Origin of the sequence: Sphingobium sp. B2D3C (genome assembly GCF_025961835.1) — a bacterium.
Classification (GTDB): Bacteria; Pseudomonadota; Alphaproteobacteria; order Sphingomonadales; family Sphingomonadaceae; genus Sphingobium.
Map to the genome: position 1 here is coordinate 3,158,872 of NZ_JAOQOK010000001.1, position 16,297 is coordinate 3,175,168.

At 65.5% G+C, this 16,297-nt stretch carries 16 protein-coding genes and 1 riboswitch; of the genes, 15 read left to right on the forward strand and 1 reads right to left on the reverse strand.

What is annotated here, in order from left to right; translation table 11 throughout:
- The first annotated feature begins 157 nt into the window (after positions 1 to 157).
- Positions 158 to 295: a hypothetical protein gene (locus M2339_RS14690; RefSeq protein WP_264577676.1), complete on the forward strand. Its 138-nt coding sequence runs from the start codon at positions 158 to 160 to the stop codon at positions 293 to 295.
- 32 nt (positions 296 to 327) lie between these two features.
- On the opposite strand, the gene M2339_RS14695 is transcribed toward M2339_RS14690, so the two are convergent.
- The gene (locus M2339_RS14695; RefSeq protein ID WP_181561149.1) at positions 328 to 1,263 is read right to left on the reverse strand and encodes a ribose-phosphate pyrophosphokinase; all 936 of its coding nucleotides are present in this window, start codon (positions 1,261 to 1,263) and stop codon (positions 328 to 330) included.
- A 174-nt stretch (positions 1,264 to 1,437) separates the two neighbouring features.
- Here M2339_RS14695 and M2339_RS14700 point away from each other — a divergent pair, with 174 nt between their 5' ends.
- The 14 genes from M2339_RS14700 to M2339_RS14765 all read left to right on the forward strand — a co-directional run bounded on the left by M2339_RS14700 (position 1,438) and on the right by M2339_RS14765 (position 16,291).
- The gene (locus tag M2339_RS14700) at positions 1,438 to 3,102 is read left to right on the forward strand and encodes an NAD+ synthase (protein ID WP_264573946.1); all 1,665 of its coding nucleotides are present in this window, start codon (positions 1,438 to 1,440) and stop codon (positions 3,100 to 3,102) included.
- Positions 3,103 to 3,105: 3 nt separating this feature from the next.
- A complete protein-coding gene (gene gltX / locus M2339_RS14705) occupies positions 3,106 to 4,446 on the forward strand; it encodes a glutamate--tRNA ligase (RefSeq protein WP_264573945.1) in 1,341 nt (446 codons plus the stop codon).
- A gap of 129 nt (positions 4,447 to 4,575) precedes the next feature.
- Positions 4,576 to 5,256 (forward strand): energy transducer TonB, encoded by a 681-nt coding sequence (locus M2339_RS14710; protein WP_264573944.1) that lies wholly within the window; start codon positions 4,576 to 4,578, stop codon positions 5,254 to 5,256.
- A gap of 60 nt (positions 5,257 to 5,316) precedes the next feature.
- Positions 5,317 to 5,775 (forward strand): OmpH family outer membrane protein, encoded by a 459-nt coding sequence (locus tag M2339_RS14715; RefSeq protein ID WP_181561153.1) that lies wholly within the window; start codon positions 5,317 to 5,319, stop codon positions 5,773 to 5,775.
- A 26-nt stretch (positions 5,776 to 5,801) separates the two neighbouring features.
- A complete protein-coding gene (gene ribD / locus M2339_RS14720; RefSeq protein WP_264573943.1) occupies positions 5,802 to 6,758 on the forward strand; it encodes a bifunctional diaminohydroxyphosphoribosylaminopyrimidine deaminase/5-amino-6-(5-phosphoribosylamino)uracil reductase RibD in 957 nt (318 codons plus the stop codon).
- A 10-nt stretch (positions 6,759 to 6,768) separates the two neighbouring features.
- Positions 6,769 to 7,377 carry a riboflavin synthase gene (locus M2339_RS14725; RefSeq protein WP_264588096.1) on the forward strand — a complete coding sequence of 203 codons (609 nt, stop codon included), beginning with the start codon at positions 6,769 to 6,771 and terminating at the stop codon, positions 7,375 to 7,377.
- A gap of 55 nt (positions 7,378 to 7,432) precedes the next feature.
- Positions 7,433 to 8,719 carry a 3,4-dihydroxy-2-butanone-4-phosphate synthase gene (ribB, locus tag M2339_RS14730; protein ID WP_264588095.1) on the forward strand — a complete coding sequence of 429 codons (1,287 nt, stop codon included), beginning with the start codon at positions 7,433 to 7,435 and terminating at the stop codon, positions 8,717 to 8,719.
- A gap of 2 nt (positions 8,720 to 8,721) precedes the next feature.
- Entirely contained in the window at positions 8,722 to 9,585 is an 864-nt protein-coding gene (locus M2339_RS14735) for a DMT family transporter (RefSeq protein ID WP_264588094.1), read from the forward strand.
- 32 nt (positions 9,586 to 9,617) lie between these two features.
- Positions 9,618 to 10,037, forward strand: coding sequence for a 6,7-dimethyl-8-ribityllumazine synthase (ribH, locus tag M2339_RS14740; protein WP_264577097.1), 420 nt, complete (start codon positions 9,618 to 9,620; stop codon positions 10,035 to 10,037).
- Positions 10,038 to 10,099: 62 nt separating this feature from the next.
- Positions 10,100 to 10,795, forward strand: coding sequence for a COQ9 family protein (locus M2339_RS14745; protein ID WP_264573941.1), 696 nt, complete (start codon positions 10,100 to 10,102; stop codon positions 10,793 to 10,795).
- 104 nt (positions 10,796 to 10,899) lie between these two features.
- Positions 10,900 to 11,163 carry a FeoA family protein gene (locus tag M2339_RS14750; RefSeq protein WP_181561160.1) on the forward strand — a complete coding sequence of 88 codons (264 nt, stop codon included), beginning with the start codon at positions 10,900 to 10,902 and terminating at the stop codon, positions 11,161 to 11,163.
- Positions 11,163 to 13,028 (forward strand): ferrous iron transporter B, encoded by a 1,866-nt coding sequence (gene feoB / locus M2339_RS14755; protein ID WP_181561161.1) that lies wholly within the window; start codon positions 11,163 to 11,165, stop codon positions 13,026 to 13,028. The genes M2339_RS14750 and feoB overlap by 1 nt, the downstream gene beginning before the upstream one ends.
- Positions 13,029 to 13,136: 108 nt before the next feature.
- Positions 13,137 to 13,661 (forward strand): single-stranded DNA-binding protein, encoded by a 525-nt coding sequence (ssb, locus tag M2339_RS14760; RefSeq protein WP_264588093.1) that lies wholly within the window; start codon positions 13,137 to 13,139, stop codon positions 13,659 to 13,661.
- A 453-nt stretch (positions 13,662 to 14,114) separates the two neighbouring features.
- Positions 14,115 to 14,194: riboswitch (cyclic di-GMP riboswitch) on the forward strand.
- Positions 14,195 to 14,629: 435 nt separating this feature from the next.
- Positions 14,630 to 16,291 carry a ShlB/FhaC/HecB family hemolysin secretion/activation protein gene (locus tag M2339_RS14765; protein ID WP_264588092.1) on the forward strand — a complete coding sequence of 554 codons (1,662 nt, stop codon included), beginning with the start codon at positions 14,630 to 14,632 and terminating at the stop codon, positions 16,289 to 16,291.
- Positions 16,292 to 16,297 lie beyond the last annotated feature (6 nt).

Here is a 16,297-nt window from a genome sequence, read left to right on the forward strand (position 1 = left end):
TCCCAAAATCGACGCGCCCCCCCGGTTTGGGCCGGCCGGCACCGTCAATGTCGTGGATTGTCAGCCGCTGTTCGGCGCATGGCGAATCCGTGTCATCGGCTATCGCGGGAGCGGAAGGCGTATCATGTTCGGGTTTGGCAGGATCGCAGGCGCAATAATGGCTCTGTTCGCGGCGCTGGGCCTTGCGCTGTTGCTGCGTTCCGCGCCCGAGGCGGCGCGTTGGTCGCTGATGATCTGCGTGATGGGCTTCATCGGCGCCACCATGCGTCTGCGCCGACTCGACGCCGGTTTCTGATCTGCGGCCGTGGGAACTGCCCCGGCGCCCGATCAGTCGAACAGCGAGCTGACCGAGCTTTCGTCCGCGATCCGGCGGATCGCTTCACCGAGCAGCGGCGCAATCGGCAACTGACGGATCTTGGTCGAGGCCGCGACGGAGGGCGTGGCGAGAATCGAATCGGTGATGACCAGCTCGCGCAGAGCCGAGCCTTCCACCCGCGCGACTGCGCCGCCCGAGAGCACGCCATGCGTCACATAAGCCACGACGTCGGTCGCGCCGGCATTCTTCAGCGCGGCGGCTGCGTTGCAGAGCGTGCCCGCCGAATCGACGATGTCGTCGATCAGGATGCAGAAGCGGCCCTTCACGTCGCCGATGATGTTCATCACTTCCGATTCGCCGGCGCGCTCGCGGCGCTTGTCGACGATGGCGAGCGGGGCATTGTCGAGCCGCTTGGCCAGCGCGCGAGCACGGACCACGCCGCCGACGTCCGGCGAGACGACCATCAGATTCTCATTCGGGAAACGGGCCTGAATGTCTGCGGACATCACCGGCGCGCCGAACAGATTGTCGGTCGGGATATCGAAGAAGCCCTGGATCTGTCCGGCATGGAGGTCGACCGAAAGAACGCGGTTGGCGCCGGCGGTGGTGATGAGGTTCGCCACCAGCTTGGCCGAGATCGGCGTGCGCGGGCCGGGCTTGCGGTCCTGCCGGGCATAGCCGAAATAGGGAACCACCGCCGTGATGCGCCGCGCCGAGGCGCGCTTGAGCGCATCGATCATGATCAGCAGTTCCATGAGATTGTCGTTCGCCGGATAGCTGGTCGACTGGACGACGAACACATCCTCGCCGCGCACATTCTCGTGGATCTCGACGAAGATTTCCTCGTCCGCAAAACGCCGCACGCTCGCATCGGTGAGCGGGAGCTCCACATAATCGGCAATCGCCTGGGCGAGCGGCATGTTGCCGTTGCCAGAGATGATCTTCATGTCGGGGTCCCCATGGCTGCGGTTGTCGCGGCCCCTCTAGCGAGCAGGTGCGCCGCTGAAAAGGCGCTTGTGACGGTTCGGGGACAAGGGGTTGCGGTCAATGGTGCGGCAAGGCCGCATATCCGGCTCGGCGACGCCCTTGCTCCCGCCCCCGCCCGCCCATAAAGCGGCGCTATGACAGCCTCTCTCCGGATCGCCATGGCCCAGCTCAACCAGAGCATGGGTGATATCACGGGTAATGCAGAGGCCATGCTGGCCTGCCGGGACAAAGCACGCGAGCAGGGCACGGATCTGATCGTGTATCCCGAGTTGCAGCTCATCGGCTATCCGCCCGAGGATCTGGTGCTCAAGCCCGCGCTGGCCGCACGCGCCGAGACCGCGCTGCATCGGCTTGCCGAGGCGACGGCGGATGGCGGCCCGGCGATGCTTGTCGGCACGGTCATCGCCAACAAAGGCCTGCTGTTCAATTGCGTGGCGCTGCTCGATGGCGGCAAGGTCGTCGCGATCCGCCAGAAGCGCGAGCTGCCCAACTACGGAACCTTTGATGAGAAGCGCCTGTTCGCGCCCGGGCCACTGCCCGACCCAGTCGAGTTTCGCGGCGTGAAGCTGGGTCTGCCGATCTGCGAGGACATCTGGTTCCCCTTCGTCACCGGGCATCTGGCGGAAAAGGGCGCGGAGCTGCTCATCTCGATCAACGGCAGCCCCTATGAGGTGGCCAAGGATGATTTCCGCGTCCGCGGCGTGTGCATGGAGCGCGTCAACGAGACAGGCTTGCCGCTCCTGTATCTCAACCGCGTCGGCGGGCAGGACGAGCTCGTGTTCGACGGTGCTTCCTTCGTGCTGAATGCGGATGGCGACATCGCCCATATGCTGCCGGACTGGGAGGAAGCGCTGGTCATCACTCAGTGGGACCGAGGCGACGATGGCCGGTGGTTCTGCAAGCCGGGCGAGGTGCACGCGCTCGATGCGCATCCGGCGGATATTTATCACGCGATGGTCGTGGGCCTGCGCGACTATGTGAATCGCAACCGCTTTCCCGGCGTGGTGCTGGGCCTTTCGGGCGGGATAGACAGCGCGCTTTCCGCAGCTGTGGCGGTGGATGCGCTGGGGGCGGATCGCGTCTGGTGCGTGATGATGCCGTCGCGTTTCACCGGCCAGGAAAGCCTGGACGATGCAGCGGAATGCGCGCGGCTGCTCGGCTGCCGGCTCGATACCATCCCGATTTCACCCGCTGTCGGCGCGTTCGATGCCATGTTGGCGGAGGCGTTCACCGGGCGGACCGCGGATCTGACCGAGGAGAATATCCAGTCGCGCATTCGCGGTGTGACGCTGATGGCGCTCTCCAACAAGTTCGGCCACATGCTGCTGACCACCGGCAACAAGAGCGAAATGAGCGTGGGCTATGCCACCATTTATGGCGACATGGCCGGCGGCTATTCGGTGCTCAAGGATGCCTATAAGACAACCGTGTTCGATCTCTCGCGCTGGCGCAACGCGGAGAAGCCGTCGCTTGGGCTAGGGCCGGATGGGCCGGTGATGCCGGAGCGGGTCATCACCAAGCCGCCCACCGCAGAGTTGCGCGAGAACCAGAAGGATTCGGACAGCCTGCCGCCTTATGAGGTGCTGGACCCCATCCTCTACGGCCTGGTCGAACAGGAAAAGTCGGTCGATCAGCTTGCTGCCATGGGTTTCGATCGCGCAACCGTCGCCCGCATCGAGCGGCTGCTCTATGTGGCGGAGTATAAGCGTCGTCAGGCGCCGCCGGGGGTGAAGCTGGGTGGCCGCAATTTCGGCCGCGACCGACGTTATCCCATCACCAATGCTTTCCGGACCGCCTGAACCATGACCGTCATCACCCGTTTCGCGCCGTCGCCGACCGGCCATCTGCATGTTGGCAACATCCGCGCGGCGCTGCATAACTGGCTGTGGGCGCGCAAGATGGGCGGGCAGTGCCTGCTGCGCATCGATGATACCGACACCGCGCGCAGCGAAGAGCGCTTTGTCGAGGGCATCCGGGCTGATCTCGCCTGGCTCGGCCTCGATATGGACGGCGAGGTGCGCCAGTCCGCGCGGTTCGATCTCTATGAGGAGAAGTTGGCGGCTCTGCGGGCCGCCGGGCGGGTCTATCCCTGCTTTGAGTCGGCGCAGGAGCTGGACTTGCGGCGCAAGATCCTGCTCGGGCGCGGTCTGCCCCCGGTCTATGACCGTGCGGCGCTGGCGCTGAGCGCGGACGAGATCGCGGCGAAGCAGGCGGCCGGCGAGCAGCCGCACTGGCGCTTCAAGCTGGATCATGATGCGCCGATCGAATGGGTCGACCTGATCCGGGGCGACCAGCACTTCGACCCCCGGTTGCTCTCCGATCCGGTGATTCGCCGGGCCGATGGAAGCTGGCTCTACATGCTGCCCTCGGTGATCGACGATATCGACATGGGCGTCACCCATGTGCTGCGCGGCGAGGATCATGTCTCCAACACGGCCACGCAGTTGCAGATGTTTGCTGCGCTGGGCGCGCCGCTGCCCCAGTTTGCCCATATGGCCCTGCTCACCGGCGCGGAAGGGAAGCTCTCCAAGCGACTCGGCGCGGTCGGCGTTGGCGATCTGCGGGAAGCGGGGGTCGAGGCGATCACCATCAGCGCGCTGCTTGCGCGGCTCGGCACCAGCGATCCGGTGGAGCCGGTGATCGACATGGCCCCGCTGGTCGAGCGCTTCGATTTCGCGCATTTCGGGCGAGCGCCCGCCCGCTTCTCGGATGAAGAGCTGTTCGGCCTCAACGCCAAGATCGTCCACATGCTGCCCTATGAGGCGGTCGCCGATCGCCTCCCGGCGCAGATCGATGCTGCCGCATGGCCAGTCGTGCAGCCCAACCTCGAAACGGTAGCCGGGGCAGCGGGTTGGGTGGCGGTGCTCAACGGTGAGATCGCGCGGCCCGATCTCGATGCCGACGACCGCGCGTTCCTCGCCCAGGCTGCCGAGGTGGCAGCGGATATCGACTTTGCCGCCGATCCCTGGCGCACGCTGACGAGCGCCCTCAAGCAGAGCAGTGGGCGCAAGGGGAAGGCGCTTTTCCTGCCGTTGCGCCTCGCCCTGACCGGCGTGGATCACGGCCCTGACATGGCCGCCCTGCTGCCGCTGATCGGGCAGGATCGCGCGCTCGCACGGCTGCGCGCTGCCGCCAGCAGCTGAGCGATCGTCGGCGCCGGTAACGCCCGCCGGCGGCCGATCCATGCGCGCTCTGACACCCGATAAAAACCGCTTCGCGTAGCCTCTTTTTAGTGATAGTATAACATCACAAATAAAATTAGGAGAGGTGTCATGTCCCTTGTGTCGTCTCAATCATCCTATGCACCCCGGACCCGCTATGCGGCCCGGCGGTCACCGGGCGCGCTGGCAGCGGCCATTGCCTTTAATGGCGGGCTCATCGGGCTGTTGATCGCCTTGCCGGCCACACATTATCTGAGGCCCGCACCGACCCCTCCCATTGATGTACGGTTCGTGCCGACCGCTCCGTTGCCGCCGCCCGTCACACCGGAGCCGGACGCGAAAGTGGAGACTCAGCCGGCTCGCCCGCTCGATACGCCACGCGACCCGGTGAGGGTCGATCCGCAAATCAACCTCGGCACCATGACCGATTTGACGACGAAGCCCTACCCGCCTTTGCCTGACCCGGATGCCGGCAAGACCATCGTCACGCCGCCCGCTGCGCCAGTCATCGTGCCCGCTCAGCCGGATGCGCGGTTTGCTGACCGGTTTCGCCCGCCTTATCCGCCCGCCATGCAGCGCGAAGGGCGCGAGGGCAGCGTCACGGTGCGGGTCAGCATCGACGAGCGTGGACGGGTGACCGCGGTCGAGCAGGTCCGCGCGAGCGATCCGGCCTTCTTCGAGGCGGCCCAGCGCCACGCGCTGCGGGCTTGGCGTTTCCGCCCGGCCACGCGGGATGGCGTACCGGTCGCGTCCGAGCAGGTGCTCACCTTGCGCTTCGAACTGGAGCGTTAAGCGGGGCGTCACGATGACGCGCTGCTTTTCAAGGCCATGGTGCCTCCCTATGTAGGCGCCATGGCCATTTTTCCCCGCCCGGTTTCTCCACGGAGTGCTGCGTCCGATCTGCGCGAGATGTTCGCGCCCGATCGCCCGCACCGCTGGAGCATTCTTGCGCTCTCGGTGACGCTGACTGGCGTTCTGCTCTGGGGGTTCGCGATCGACTCGCGCAAGCCGGAGCAGGAACGGCAGATCATCTACATCGAGAATTGGGAGGCCAACCGGCCGGACAGTGCGATCATCCAGCGCCAGATTGAGGATTTCGCGCGGTATCGGGTGGCGCTTGAGAGCAAGCAGGGCGAGTTTCAGCGCCTCGCCGATAGTCTCGGTATCGACTGGCGCGAAGATGCCGCGCGCACCAAGCGCGAGCGCGAAGAACTGTTCGATGCGAAGGAAAAGGAGCTGCAGCAGAAGCTTGCTGCGGCTCTGGCCAAGGAAGGCGGCGTAGCGGGCAACACCGCCACGGCAACGCCCTGACTCTTCCGGGCGACAGCGCCTGGCTGATGGCAGCCATCGCCTTGTCCCACCGTTCCCGCGGTCGCACCGCGCCCAATCCCAATGTCGGATGCACAATGCTCGATGCCGCAGGCCGCGTCGTCGGGCGAGGCTGGACGCAGCCTGGCGGCCGCCCCCATGCCGAGGCGATGGCACTGGCCATGGCCGGGGCATCGGCGCGGGGCAGCACGGCCTATGTCAGCCTGGAGCCCTGCGCGCACCAATCCGCGCGCGGCCCTTGCTGTTCGGATCTGCTGGTGGAGGCCGGCGTGCGCCGCGTCGTCGTGGCGGCAGGCGATCCCGATCCACGGACCAACGGTCGCGGCATCGCGCGCTTGCGGGACGCGGGGCTGATCGTCGATACTCTGCCAAAGCTGGCGCCCGCGGCGCGGGCCGCAATGGCTGGCTTCTTCACGCGCCAGCGGGCGGGGCGACCTCACGTGACGCTCAAGCTCGCCACTTCGCTCGATGGCTGCATTGCGCTGGAAGACGGGACGAGCCAGTGGATTACCGGTCCGGCGGCGCGGGCACATACCCATCTGGAGCGGGCGCGGCACGAGCTGATCCTGGTTGGGCGCGGCACGCTCGCACAGGATCAGCCCCGGCTGGACGTGCGCCTGCCCGGGCTGGAGTCGCGTTCGCCCGTCCGGGTGCTCCTAAGTCGCAGCGGTGCGGCGCCGGATGATTGGCTTTCGATCCAGACGCCGGCTCAAATTGCGGGCCTTCCCGGCGATCATCTGATGGTCGAGGGCGGCGCTCAGACGGCTGGCGCCTTTCTTGCGGCCGATCTGGTTGATCGTCTGCTGCTGTATCGCGCGCCGATCCTCATCGGGCGCGGCAAGGCGGCGCTGGGCGACATCGGGCTCAATCGTCTGGCCGAGGCCCACGGTCGCTGGCGGCTGGTCGACGCGCGCGATTTCGCGCCAGACCGGCTGGAGGTTTACGAACGCGTGCGGCCCGCATAGAGCAGCAGGCATGTTTACCGGCATCATCACCGACATCGGCACCATCCAGAGCGCGCAGCAGCGCGGCGACCTGCGTCTGGTCATCGGCTGCCATTACGACATGGAGGGCGTGGATATCGGCGCTTCCATCGCCTGTTCCGGCGTGTGCCTCACCGTGGTGGACAAGGGCGCCGACTGGTTCGCGGTCGATCTGTCTGCCGAGACCGTCTCGCGCACCGCGCAGGGCGCCTGGGCAGAAGGGCGGTTGCTCAATCTGGAGCGCGCGCTCAAGCTCGGGGACGAGCTGGGCGGGCACATCGTCACGGGTCATGTCGATGGCATCGGCGAAGTCGCAGACATCACAGCCGAAGGTGATTCGCACCGGGTCACCGTGCGGCTTCCGGCCGATCTTGCCCCCTATGTCGCGGCCAAGGGGTCGATCACGGTCGATGGCGTATCGCTGACCGTGAATTCCGTGGAAGACGGTCCGGAGGGTTCGACCTTCGGCCTCAACATCATTCCGCACACTTGGTCGGTGACGACCTTCGGCCAGCTCGCACCGGGCCAGCCGGTCAATCTGGAAATCGACGTGCTGGCCCGATATCTGGCGCGCATGAAGGATCATCAGGCCCGCAACTAAGGCGCAGCTGCCGGGAAACGTTGGCAATCACATTACAATGTGATATCTGCCCGTCATGAGCAGCGAATTGATCGAAAACGTCCGTAAGCTGGTGCGGGATGGCATTCTGTCCCGCTCCGGTCTCGCCCGTGCCGCCGGGCTCCACGCCAACAGCCTGCGCCGGCTGGATGAAGCCGACTGGAATCCCACCGCCGACACACTGGGCAAGCTGGAAAGCTATCTGCTTGCCCGCGCGCACGGGACGGCCTTGGCTAGCGCCGAGGAGATCATTAACGAGGCGCGCAATGGCCGGATGTTCATTCTAGTCGACGACGAAGATCGCGAGAATGAGGGCGATCTGGTCATCCCTGCGCAGATGGCGACCCCGGATGCAATCAACTTCATGGCCACGCACGGCCGCGGCCTCATCTGTCTGGCGCTGACCCGTCAGCGCGTCGAAACGCTGGGCCTTAACCTGATGAGCGCCAGCAACGGCACCCGGCATGAGACGGCTTTCACGGTATCGATCGAGGCCCGCGAGGGCGTGACCACCGGGATCTCCGCAGCCGATCGTGCACGGACCGTCGCCGTCGCCATCGATGCCTCCAAGGGGCGCGAGTCTATCGTGACCCCGGGGCATGTCTTCCCGCTGATCGCGCGCGACGGCGGTGTGCTCGTGCGCACCGGCCATACCGAGGCGGCCGTGGACGTCTCGCGGCTGGCGGGGCTCAATCCCTCCGGCGTGATCTGCGAGATCATGAAGGACGACGGGACCATGGCCCGCCTCGATGATCTCATCCCCTTCGCGCAGAAGCATCGCCTCAAGATCGGCACCATTCGCGATCTCATCGCCTATCGCCGCCGCAACGATCACATGCTGGAGCGGCGCGCAGAAGCCACGTTCACCAGCCGCTGGGGCGGCGAGTGGCGCGCGGTGACCTTCTTCAATCGGGCGACCGAGTCCGAACAGGTTGCGCTCATCAAGGGGCATGTCACGCCCGAGCAGCCGACGCTCGTGCGCATGCATCAGGTGTCTGTCTTCACCGATATTTTCGGGGAAGAAGGGCCGCGCGCCAGCCTGCTCTCCCGCGCGATGGAAATGATCGCCGAGGCAGGGGCCGGCGTCATCGTCGTCATCAATCGCCCGAGCGAAGACCGGTTCAGCCGGCAGATGAAGATCCGTACCGGTGAGGCGAGCCCTGCCGGCATGGATGAGCTGCGCGATTATGGCGTTGGCGCGCAAATCCTGGCCGATCTCGGCGTGCATGACATGATCCTGCTCACCAACAGCCACCACAATCTGATCGCGCTGGATGGCTATGATCTGGCGGTTGTCGAGGAGCGGGCGATCACGGGCGTCTGACCATGATCGAAGGGAGCGCTGCGGCGGTTCTGACCGGCCTCCTGCTCGCATTGTTTTCGGCGCTCGCCTCGGCGGCAGCGCATGCGCTGCTCAAATCGGGCGAGAACAAGCTGGCGGTGCTAGCCTGGATTCGCTGCGTCGAATTCGTGCTCGCCCTGCCATTCGTGCTGTGGATCGGCCTGCCGCCCGCTGGGCTCTGGCCCTGGCTGCTCGCGGCCGTCGTGGTTCATGCCATCTATCAACTCGTCCTCTCCTGGTCCTATTCGGTCAGCGATTTCAATGCCGCCTATCCCATTGCCCGCGGCTTCGTGCCGGTGTTCACCGCCTTGCTCGGCATGGCGCTGCTGGGGGACCGGCTCGACGGTTTCGTCCTGACCGGGATCGCGGTCGTGAGCGCCGGCATATTGGTGCTGGCGAGCGGCCGCTCCATTTCACCAGCCGGCTTTGCCGCCGCTGCCATCGCCGGGCTGCTGACCACCTGCTACACGCTGGTCGATGCCAAGGGCGTGCGAGCTGCCCCGGATTCGCTGACCTTCATTGCCTGGTTCTTCCTGCTCGGGTCATTCCCCATGCCGGCCGCGCTGGTGGTGCGCCACGGTCGCAACGCCTTGTTCCTCATGATCCGCGACAAGGTCGCCGGGCTTCGGGCGGGGGTGATGGCCGTGGTTGCGTTTGCCCCGGCGCTGTTCGCGCTTGGTCTGGCGCCAGTCGGCGCGGTGGCGGCGGTGCGCGAATCGAGCATCGTCTTCGGGCTTGTGCTCGGCGCTTGGATGCTCAAGGAGAGGCTCGGCTGGCGCCGCCTGACGGGCGGTCTGCTGGTGATGGCGGGCACGCTCGCGGTGATTGCCGGCACGGCGTTCAGATAAGCTCACGAACATATGTCTTGAAAGGAACCGACATGGCCAAGTTTCTGATCGTCGAAGCACGCTTCTATGACCACCTCAATGATATGCTCATCGCCGGCGCGCGGGCGGCGCTGGAGGCGGCGGGCCATCTGGTCGACGTACTCACCGTGCCCGGCGCGCTGGAGATTCCGGCTGCCGTGTCGCTGGCCGCGGAGAGCGGGCGCTATGAGGGTTTCGTCGCCATCGGCGTCGTAATCCGTGGCGAAACCTATCATTTCGAGATCGTCTCCAACGAGAGCGCGCGTGGACTGATGGCGCTCACCATGGATGGCATCCCGATCGGCAATGGCATTCTGACCGTGGAAAACGAGGCGCAGGCGCTCGAACGCGCCGATCCGGCCCGCAAGAACAAGGGTGGCGAGGCCGCCGTTGCTGCGATGCGCATGCTGGAGATCGCCGAAGAGTATCGCTGAGACGGCCATCGCGATGGCGGCAGCGATTTCCTCGCGCGTGAAAATGCCGTAGAGCAGGGGCCATGACCCTCGCGCCCTCCACCGCCGCGCCGCAGACTGCCGGTCTGCTGGCTGATGAGACCCTGGACGACCTGCGACTGCGGCTCGCGCCGTTGATCGCGGCCAATGCCGCCTTCGATGGCTGGTCCGATGCGGCTCTCGCGGTCGCAGCCGACACAGCTGGTGTGGATCGGGACGTGGCGGCGCTGGCTTTCTCCGGCGGCGCTCTGACCATGATCGATGCGTGGTTCGCCAGCGTCGATCAGGCCATGCTCGATGCCCTGCCGGCGGAGCGTCTGGCTGCGATGAAAATTCGTGAGCGGATCACGGCACTGGTCGAAGCCCGGCTTGCGGTGCTGGCGCCCAATCGCGAGGCGCTGCGCCGCGCTCAGGCCGTGCTGGCGATGCCGCTCAACCTGCCGCGGGCGACCCGGCTGGGCTGGCGCGCTGCCGATGCGATGTGGCGTGCCGCTGGCGACCGCGCGGTGGACTATAATCATTATTCCAAGCGCACCACGCTGGCGGGAGTCTATGCCGCGACCCTGCTCGTCTTCGTCAATGACGAGAGCGCAGATTATGCCGACACCCGTGCCTTTCTGGCGCGGCGGATCGAAGGGATCATGCGGTTCGAGAAAGCCAAGGGCCGGCTGACTGGGCAGACCGACCAGCATTTCAGCATGGCGCGCTTCCTGGGCCGGCTGCGCTACCGGGGGCGCTAAACATCTGGCGTCCTGCCGATAAGCCACGGCCGCGCCAGCATCGCCTTGCTTCTATCGGGCGATATTGATAGTCGTTCGCAAAACCACCAGAGATCGATATTGCGTTGCGCCTGACCTCCCTAGAACCCAATCGCCCCGCCTATGTCGACAGTGTCGACTGGAACGCCATATCCGAGATGGACGGTCGCCGCTTGCGTGAGCTCGGCCTGCATGAGGGCGCCAGCGTCGAACTGCTCCATCGCGCCGGATTCACAGGTCGCGGGGCTCATGCCTGCCGCATCGGGCGCATGATCGTCGCCATGCGGGCGGCGCATGCCGATGCCATCCACGTCCGTACTGCGGCTGATGCGGGTGAGGCAGCGGCGTGATGGATGATCGCTTCACCATCGCGCTGGTCGGCAATCCCAATGCCGGCAAGAGCGCGCTCTTCAATGCGCTGACCGGCGCGCACCAGAAGGTCGGCAATTATCCGGGCGTCACCGTTGAGCGCAAGCTCGGAAGGCTGGTGCTGCCGGATGGGCGGACAGCCGATCTCGTCGATCTTCCCGGCACCTATAGTCTCGATGCGAAGAGCCCGGACGAGCAGGTGACCCGCAACGTCGTGTTCGGCCATCAGGAAGGCGAACGGCGGCCGGACCTCCTCGTCATCGTCGTCGATGCCGCCAATCTCGACAATCACCTGCGCTTCGCGCTGGAATTGATCGCGCTCGGCTCGCCCTGCGTTCTGGCGCTGAACATGGTCGATCTGGCGACCCGCGACGGGCTCGAACTGGATGCGACGCAGCTTGCGACCGACCTCGGCGTACCGGTCATCCCGACCGTCGCCGTGCGCCGGCGCGGGCTGGATGATCTGAAGGCGGCCATGGTGGCGGCAGTGCCGGCCCATGCCCCCGCGCCCGCCGTCCTCGCAACGCACGCAGCGCGGGACGCCGATGATCTGCGTCGCGAAGCGCGCCGAATCGCCCAGCGTGCCATCGTCGCCGAAACGCCGACCCGCCGGATCACGGCACAGATCGACCGGATCGTGCTCCACCCGCTCCTGGGTCCGCTCATCCTGCTGGCGCTGCTGTTCGTTATCTTCCAGGCCGTATTCGCCTGGTCCGAGGCGCCGATCGCAATGATCGAGGAAGCGTTCGCCTCTCTGCAGGCAGCGATGGAAGCGATCCTGCCCGAAGGTTTCGTGCGCGATCTCATCGTGCAGGGCGTCATCAACGGCGTGGGGTCAGTGGTGGTCTTCCTGCCGCAGATCCTCATTCTCTTCTTCTTCATCCTGATGCTGGAGGCGACGGGCTACATGACCCGCGCCGCCTTCCTGATGGATGGTCTGATGGCGCGGGTCGGCCTGTCCGGTCGCGCGTTCATTCCGCTGCTCTCCAGCTTTGCCTGCGCCATTCCCGGCATCATGGCCACACGGACCATCTCGGACCCCAAGGATCGCCTCACGACCATCCTCATTGCGCCGCTGATGACCTGCTCGGCGCGCCTGCCGGTCTATACGCTGATCATCGCCGCCTTCATTCCCTCGACCACGGTCTGGGGCGGGGTTGGCCTGCAGGGTCTGGTGCTGTTTGCGCTTTATGTCTCCGGCATCATCGGCGCGGTCATCGTCGCGATGCTGCTGCGTATGGGTGTCATCAAGGGGCCCGGCGGCAGCTTCCTGATGGAGTTGCCGAAATATCAGATGCCGATGCTGCGCGACGTCATCATCGGCCTGTGGCAGCGTGCGTGGATCTTCCTGCGCCGCGCCGGCACGATCATCTTCGGCACCACCATTGTCCTGTGGCTGCTGCTCTCCTTCCCCAAGCCGCCGGCGGGCAGTTCGGCCAGCCTGGTCGAGTATAGCGCGGCGGGGCGCATCGCGAGCGTGATCGAGCCGGTGCTGCGGCCGGTGGGGTTCAACCATGAAATCGCACTGGCGCTGATCCCGGCCATGGCAGCGCGTGAGGTCGCCGTGTCGGCGCTCGCGACGGCCAACGCCATCGAAGCGAGCGAGGATGAGGACGAGACCGCCCGCACACTTGGCGAACGCCTGCAGGGGCGCTGGTCGCTGCCGACGGCGCTGGCCTTCCTCGCCTGGTTCGTGTTCGCTCCGCAATGCCTGTCGACCATCGCGGTTGCCCGGCGGGAGACCAATGGCTGGCGCTGGCCGCTTTTCATGACGGCCTATCTGTTCGGGCTGGCCTGGCTGGCCGCGGGCGCGACCTATTGGACGGCGGTCGCCTTCGGCCTTTAATCGACGCGAGGCGGATGCAGAGCGGTATTGCGATCTGGACGAGACGCCGTTCAGCTTTATAAGCAGCCGTTCGATTTCCTATCCTCGTCGCGTTTTTCGGAGAGCTCCATGGCAGGCAGCGTCAACAAGGTCATTCTGGTCGGCAATCTCGGTGCCGATCCTGAAGTGAAGAGCTTCAGCAATGGCGGACGCATCTGCAATCTGCGCATCGCGACGTCGGAAAACTGGACCGATCGCGCCTCCGGTGAGCGCCGTGAGCGGACTGAATGGCACAGCGTCGTGATCCGCTCGGATGGCCTGATCGGCATTGCCGAAAAATATCTGCGCAAGGGCAAGAAGATCTATCTCGAAGGCTCGCTGCAGACCCGCAAATGGCAGGACCAGAACGGGCAGGACCGCTATTCCACCGAGATCGTGCTCTCCGGCCCCGGCGCTGTGATGACGATGCTCGATGGCGGCCAGGGCGGCGGCGGTGGCGGCGGTCAGGGCGGTGGTGGCGGCAGCCGCAACGATAGCTGGGGCGGCGGTAATGACGACTTCGGCGGTGGTCGCTCCTCGTCTGGCGGCAGTGGCGCGCGCTCGAGCAGCAGCGCGTTCGACGACGGGCTGGACGACGACGAAATTCCGTTCTGACGAGTCGTCCGGCGCACAAGGCGCGCGGATTCCTTGCAGCGATAAAGCTAGCGCCGGCAGTCTGAATGGACGCGCGGAGCGCTTCTGTGCGTGGGTCTGTCCGGGCCTGCGGCGTAAGCAATTGGCCGCCGAAGAGTCGGCCGCGCCGCCGCTGATTATAGTGAGCATGTCCAAATCCCAGGGTCTACGTCAGTTAAATAGAGTTTAACTATAGTCTTCAGCGCAATCTCGCAGAGCAATTGCGACCCACGATTGGCGACCCCGCGATGCCATAAGACAAATTTCGCTCCTTATCTTCGCAAATGCCCGGATCATTCCGGAATCTACGAAATTTTTACGCAAACGTGGGTCAGTGTGAAATTTCTATTAATCCTTCATCTTTGCAATCGGCTCTCATTAACCTTGACGGGCTCGATTAACTATGCCCATTAACAGACCGATGAGATCGCCATGATCTCGAAAGGGCAAACCGTCGGTAACGGCGGGACGCAAAGCCTCCGGTCCTGAGCCTTCAGGATAGCGGGGTTGCCGAAAGGTCGAACATGACACCGCGTGATCTTCCGGGCTCCCCCAGGAGCCTTCGAAAGCCACCATGCTCCGTAGCGGAGCTATTCGGGTTTTCCTTTGAATATCTTGAAAACAGGCGTGTTTTCGCGCGCCGAATGTGGCGCGCGCGATGGCGAGGCTTGGCGTCTCTCACATTCTTGTCACCGCAGAATGAGCGGGCCGGCACGGTGAGGCGGCCCTGCGGCGCCCTGCGATCACGGGCTTTGCAGCAAGAGCAAGAGGCGGGTCGGGCTTCAGCCGGTCAGGGACTTGGCCGCCAGCCTGTCACGGTTACCGACCGCCGCGCGACAACCGCTCTCGTTAAAGATTTCAGAGCCGCCTGACGGCGCTCGCACACCGCGATGCAGGGGGGCTGCATCGTGGCGCTCAATCACTTTCCGATGGGGAACAAGGGGATCGGAATGACCATGACGACTCGTAGCTTATTGCTGGCCGCCATTGCGCTGGCGGGCACATCCGCGCACGCGCAGCAGACTGTCGATCCCGGGCGGGTCGATGAGCGTTTGCGCGGGCAGCCGGCCATGCCCTCGGTCTCGCCGGCGGAACTCCCGCAGGCGCCCACATCGGAGGCTGCGCCGGAGAGCACGGCGCCGCTCCGCCTCTCCCTCATCCGGTTCGAGGGAGCGACCGCGGTGCCGCTCGACGTTCTGAACGCTCTGGCCCAACCCTATCTCAACCGCGACATCACCTTGGCCGACCTTTTCCGGCTCGCCGAAGCGGTGACGACGGAATATCGGCGCCGGGGTTTCGTGCTGTCCCGCGCGGTGGTCGCGCCGCAGCGTATCGAAAACGGCGTTGCGACGATCAACATTGTCGAGGGCTTCATCGGTGACGTGCGCGTCGAGGGCGATCCCGGCGGCTATCGCCCGCTCCTCGAAGGCTATTTCGCGCCGGTGCGGGCCGAGCGGCCGACCTCGGGCGATGATCTCGCACGTGCGCTGCTGCTCGCACGCGACCTCAAAGGCGCCAGCGTGCGGGCCGTGCTGACCCCGTCGAGCGACGAAGGGGCCGCCGACCTCTCTCTTCTCGTCGCGCGCCAACCGATTGAGGCCTTCGTCGCGGTGGATAATCGCGGATCGCGCTGGCTCGGGCCGGTGCAACTCTTCGGAGGGCTGGTCTTCAACGATCTCGCGCAGCTGGGCGGACGCCTCGCACTCACCGCGGTGGCCGCGCCCGACGAAAGCGGTGAACTGGCCTTCGTGTCCGGCGCCTATGATCAGCCGCTCGGCGGTTCCGGGCTGCGGATGAGCGGCTTTGCCAGCTTTGCGCGCACCAAGCCGGGCGACGAGCTGCGAGTGCTGGCCGTGAAGGGCAAGAGCTTCAGCTGGGGCCTTGCTCTCCAATACCCCTTGGTGCGCAGCCGGCAGACCAACGTTCTCGGGCGGTTCTCCTGGCAATCGCGGGAGAGCAGTTCCCGCAATCGCCTGATCGATCCGGTTTTCGATGACCGCATTCGGACCGTCACCGCCGAATTGCTGGGCAATCATGCCGACCGGCTGGGCGGCCAGACGACGCTGCGCGCCTCCGTGACGCAGGGGCTCGACGTTTTCGATGCGACAAGGCTGGGCGACCCCGCGAAATCACGGGGTACCGCATCGGCGATGTTCACCCGTCTCAATGGCGAAGTCACGCGGGTGCAGCCCCTCTATCGCGGCCTGCATCTTCTGCTCGGCGCCACAGGTCAGTGGTCGGCCGAAAGCTTGCTGGCCTCCGAGGAGTTCGGCTTGGGCGGCGCCCAATATGGCCGTGCCTATGATCCCTCCGAAATCACCGGGGACAAGGGCATCGCCGGCAAGGTGGAGCTTTTCTACACCATCGCCGCGCGCGGCATGGGGACGGTCGAACCCTATGTCTATTATGAAGGCGGCCGTGTCTGGCAGAACGATCTGCTGCCAGGCGAGCGCCCGCGCGCCGGATTGCGATCCTATGGCGCCGGCCTGCGGGCTGGCATTGCCGACCGTTTCAGCCTCTCGATGGAATACGCCAAGCCCGTCCGCCGCGCCGTCAGCGCAGAGGGCAACCGGGATGGCCGCATCTTCGTGTCCCTGAGCGCCGCTTACTGAGCCGGC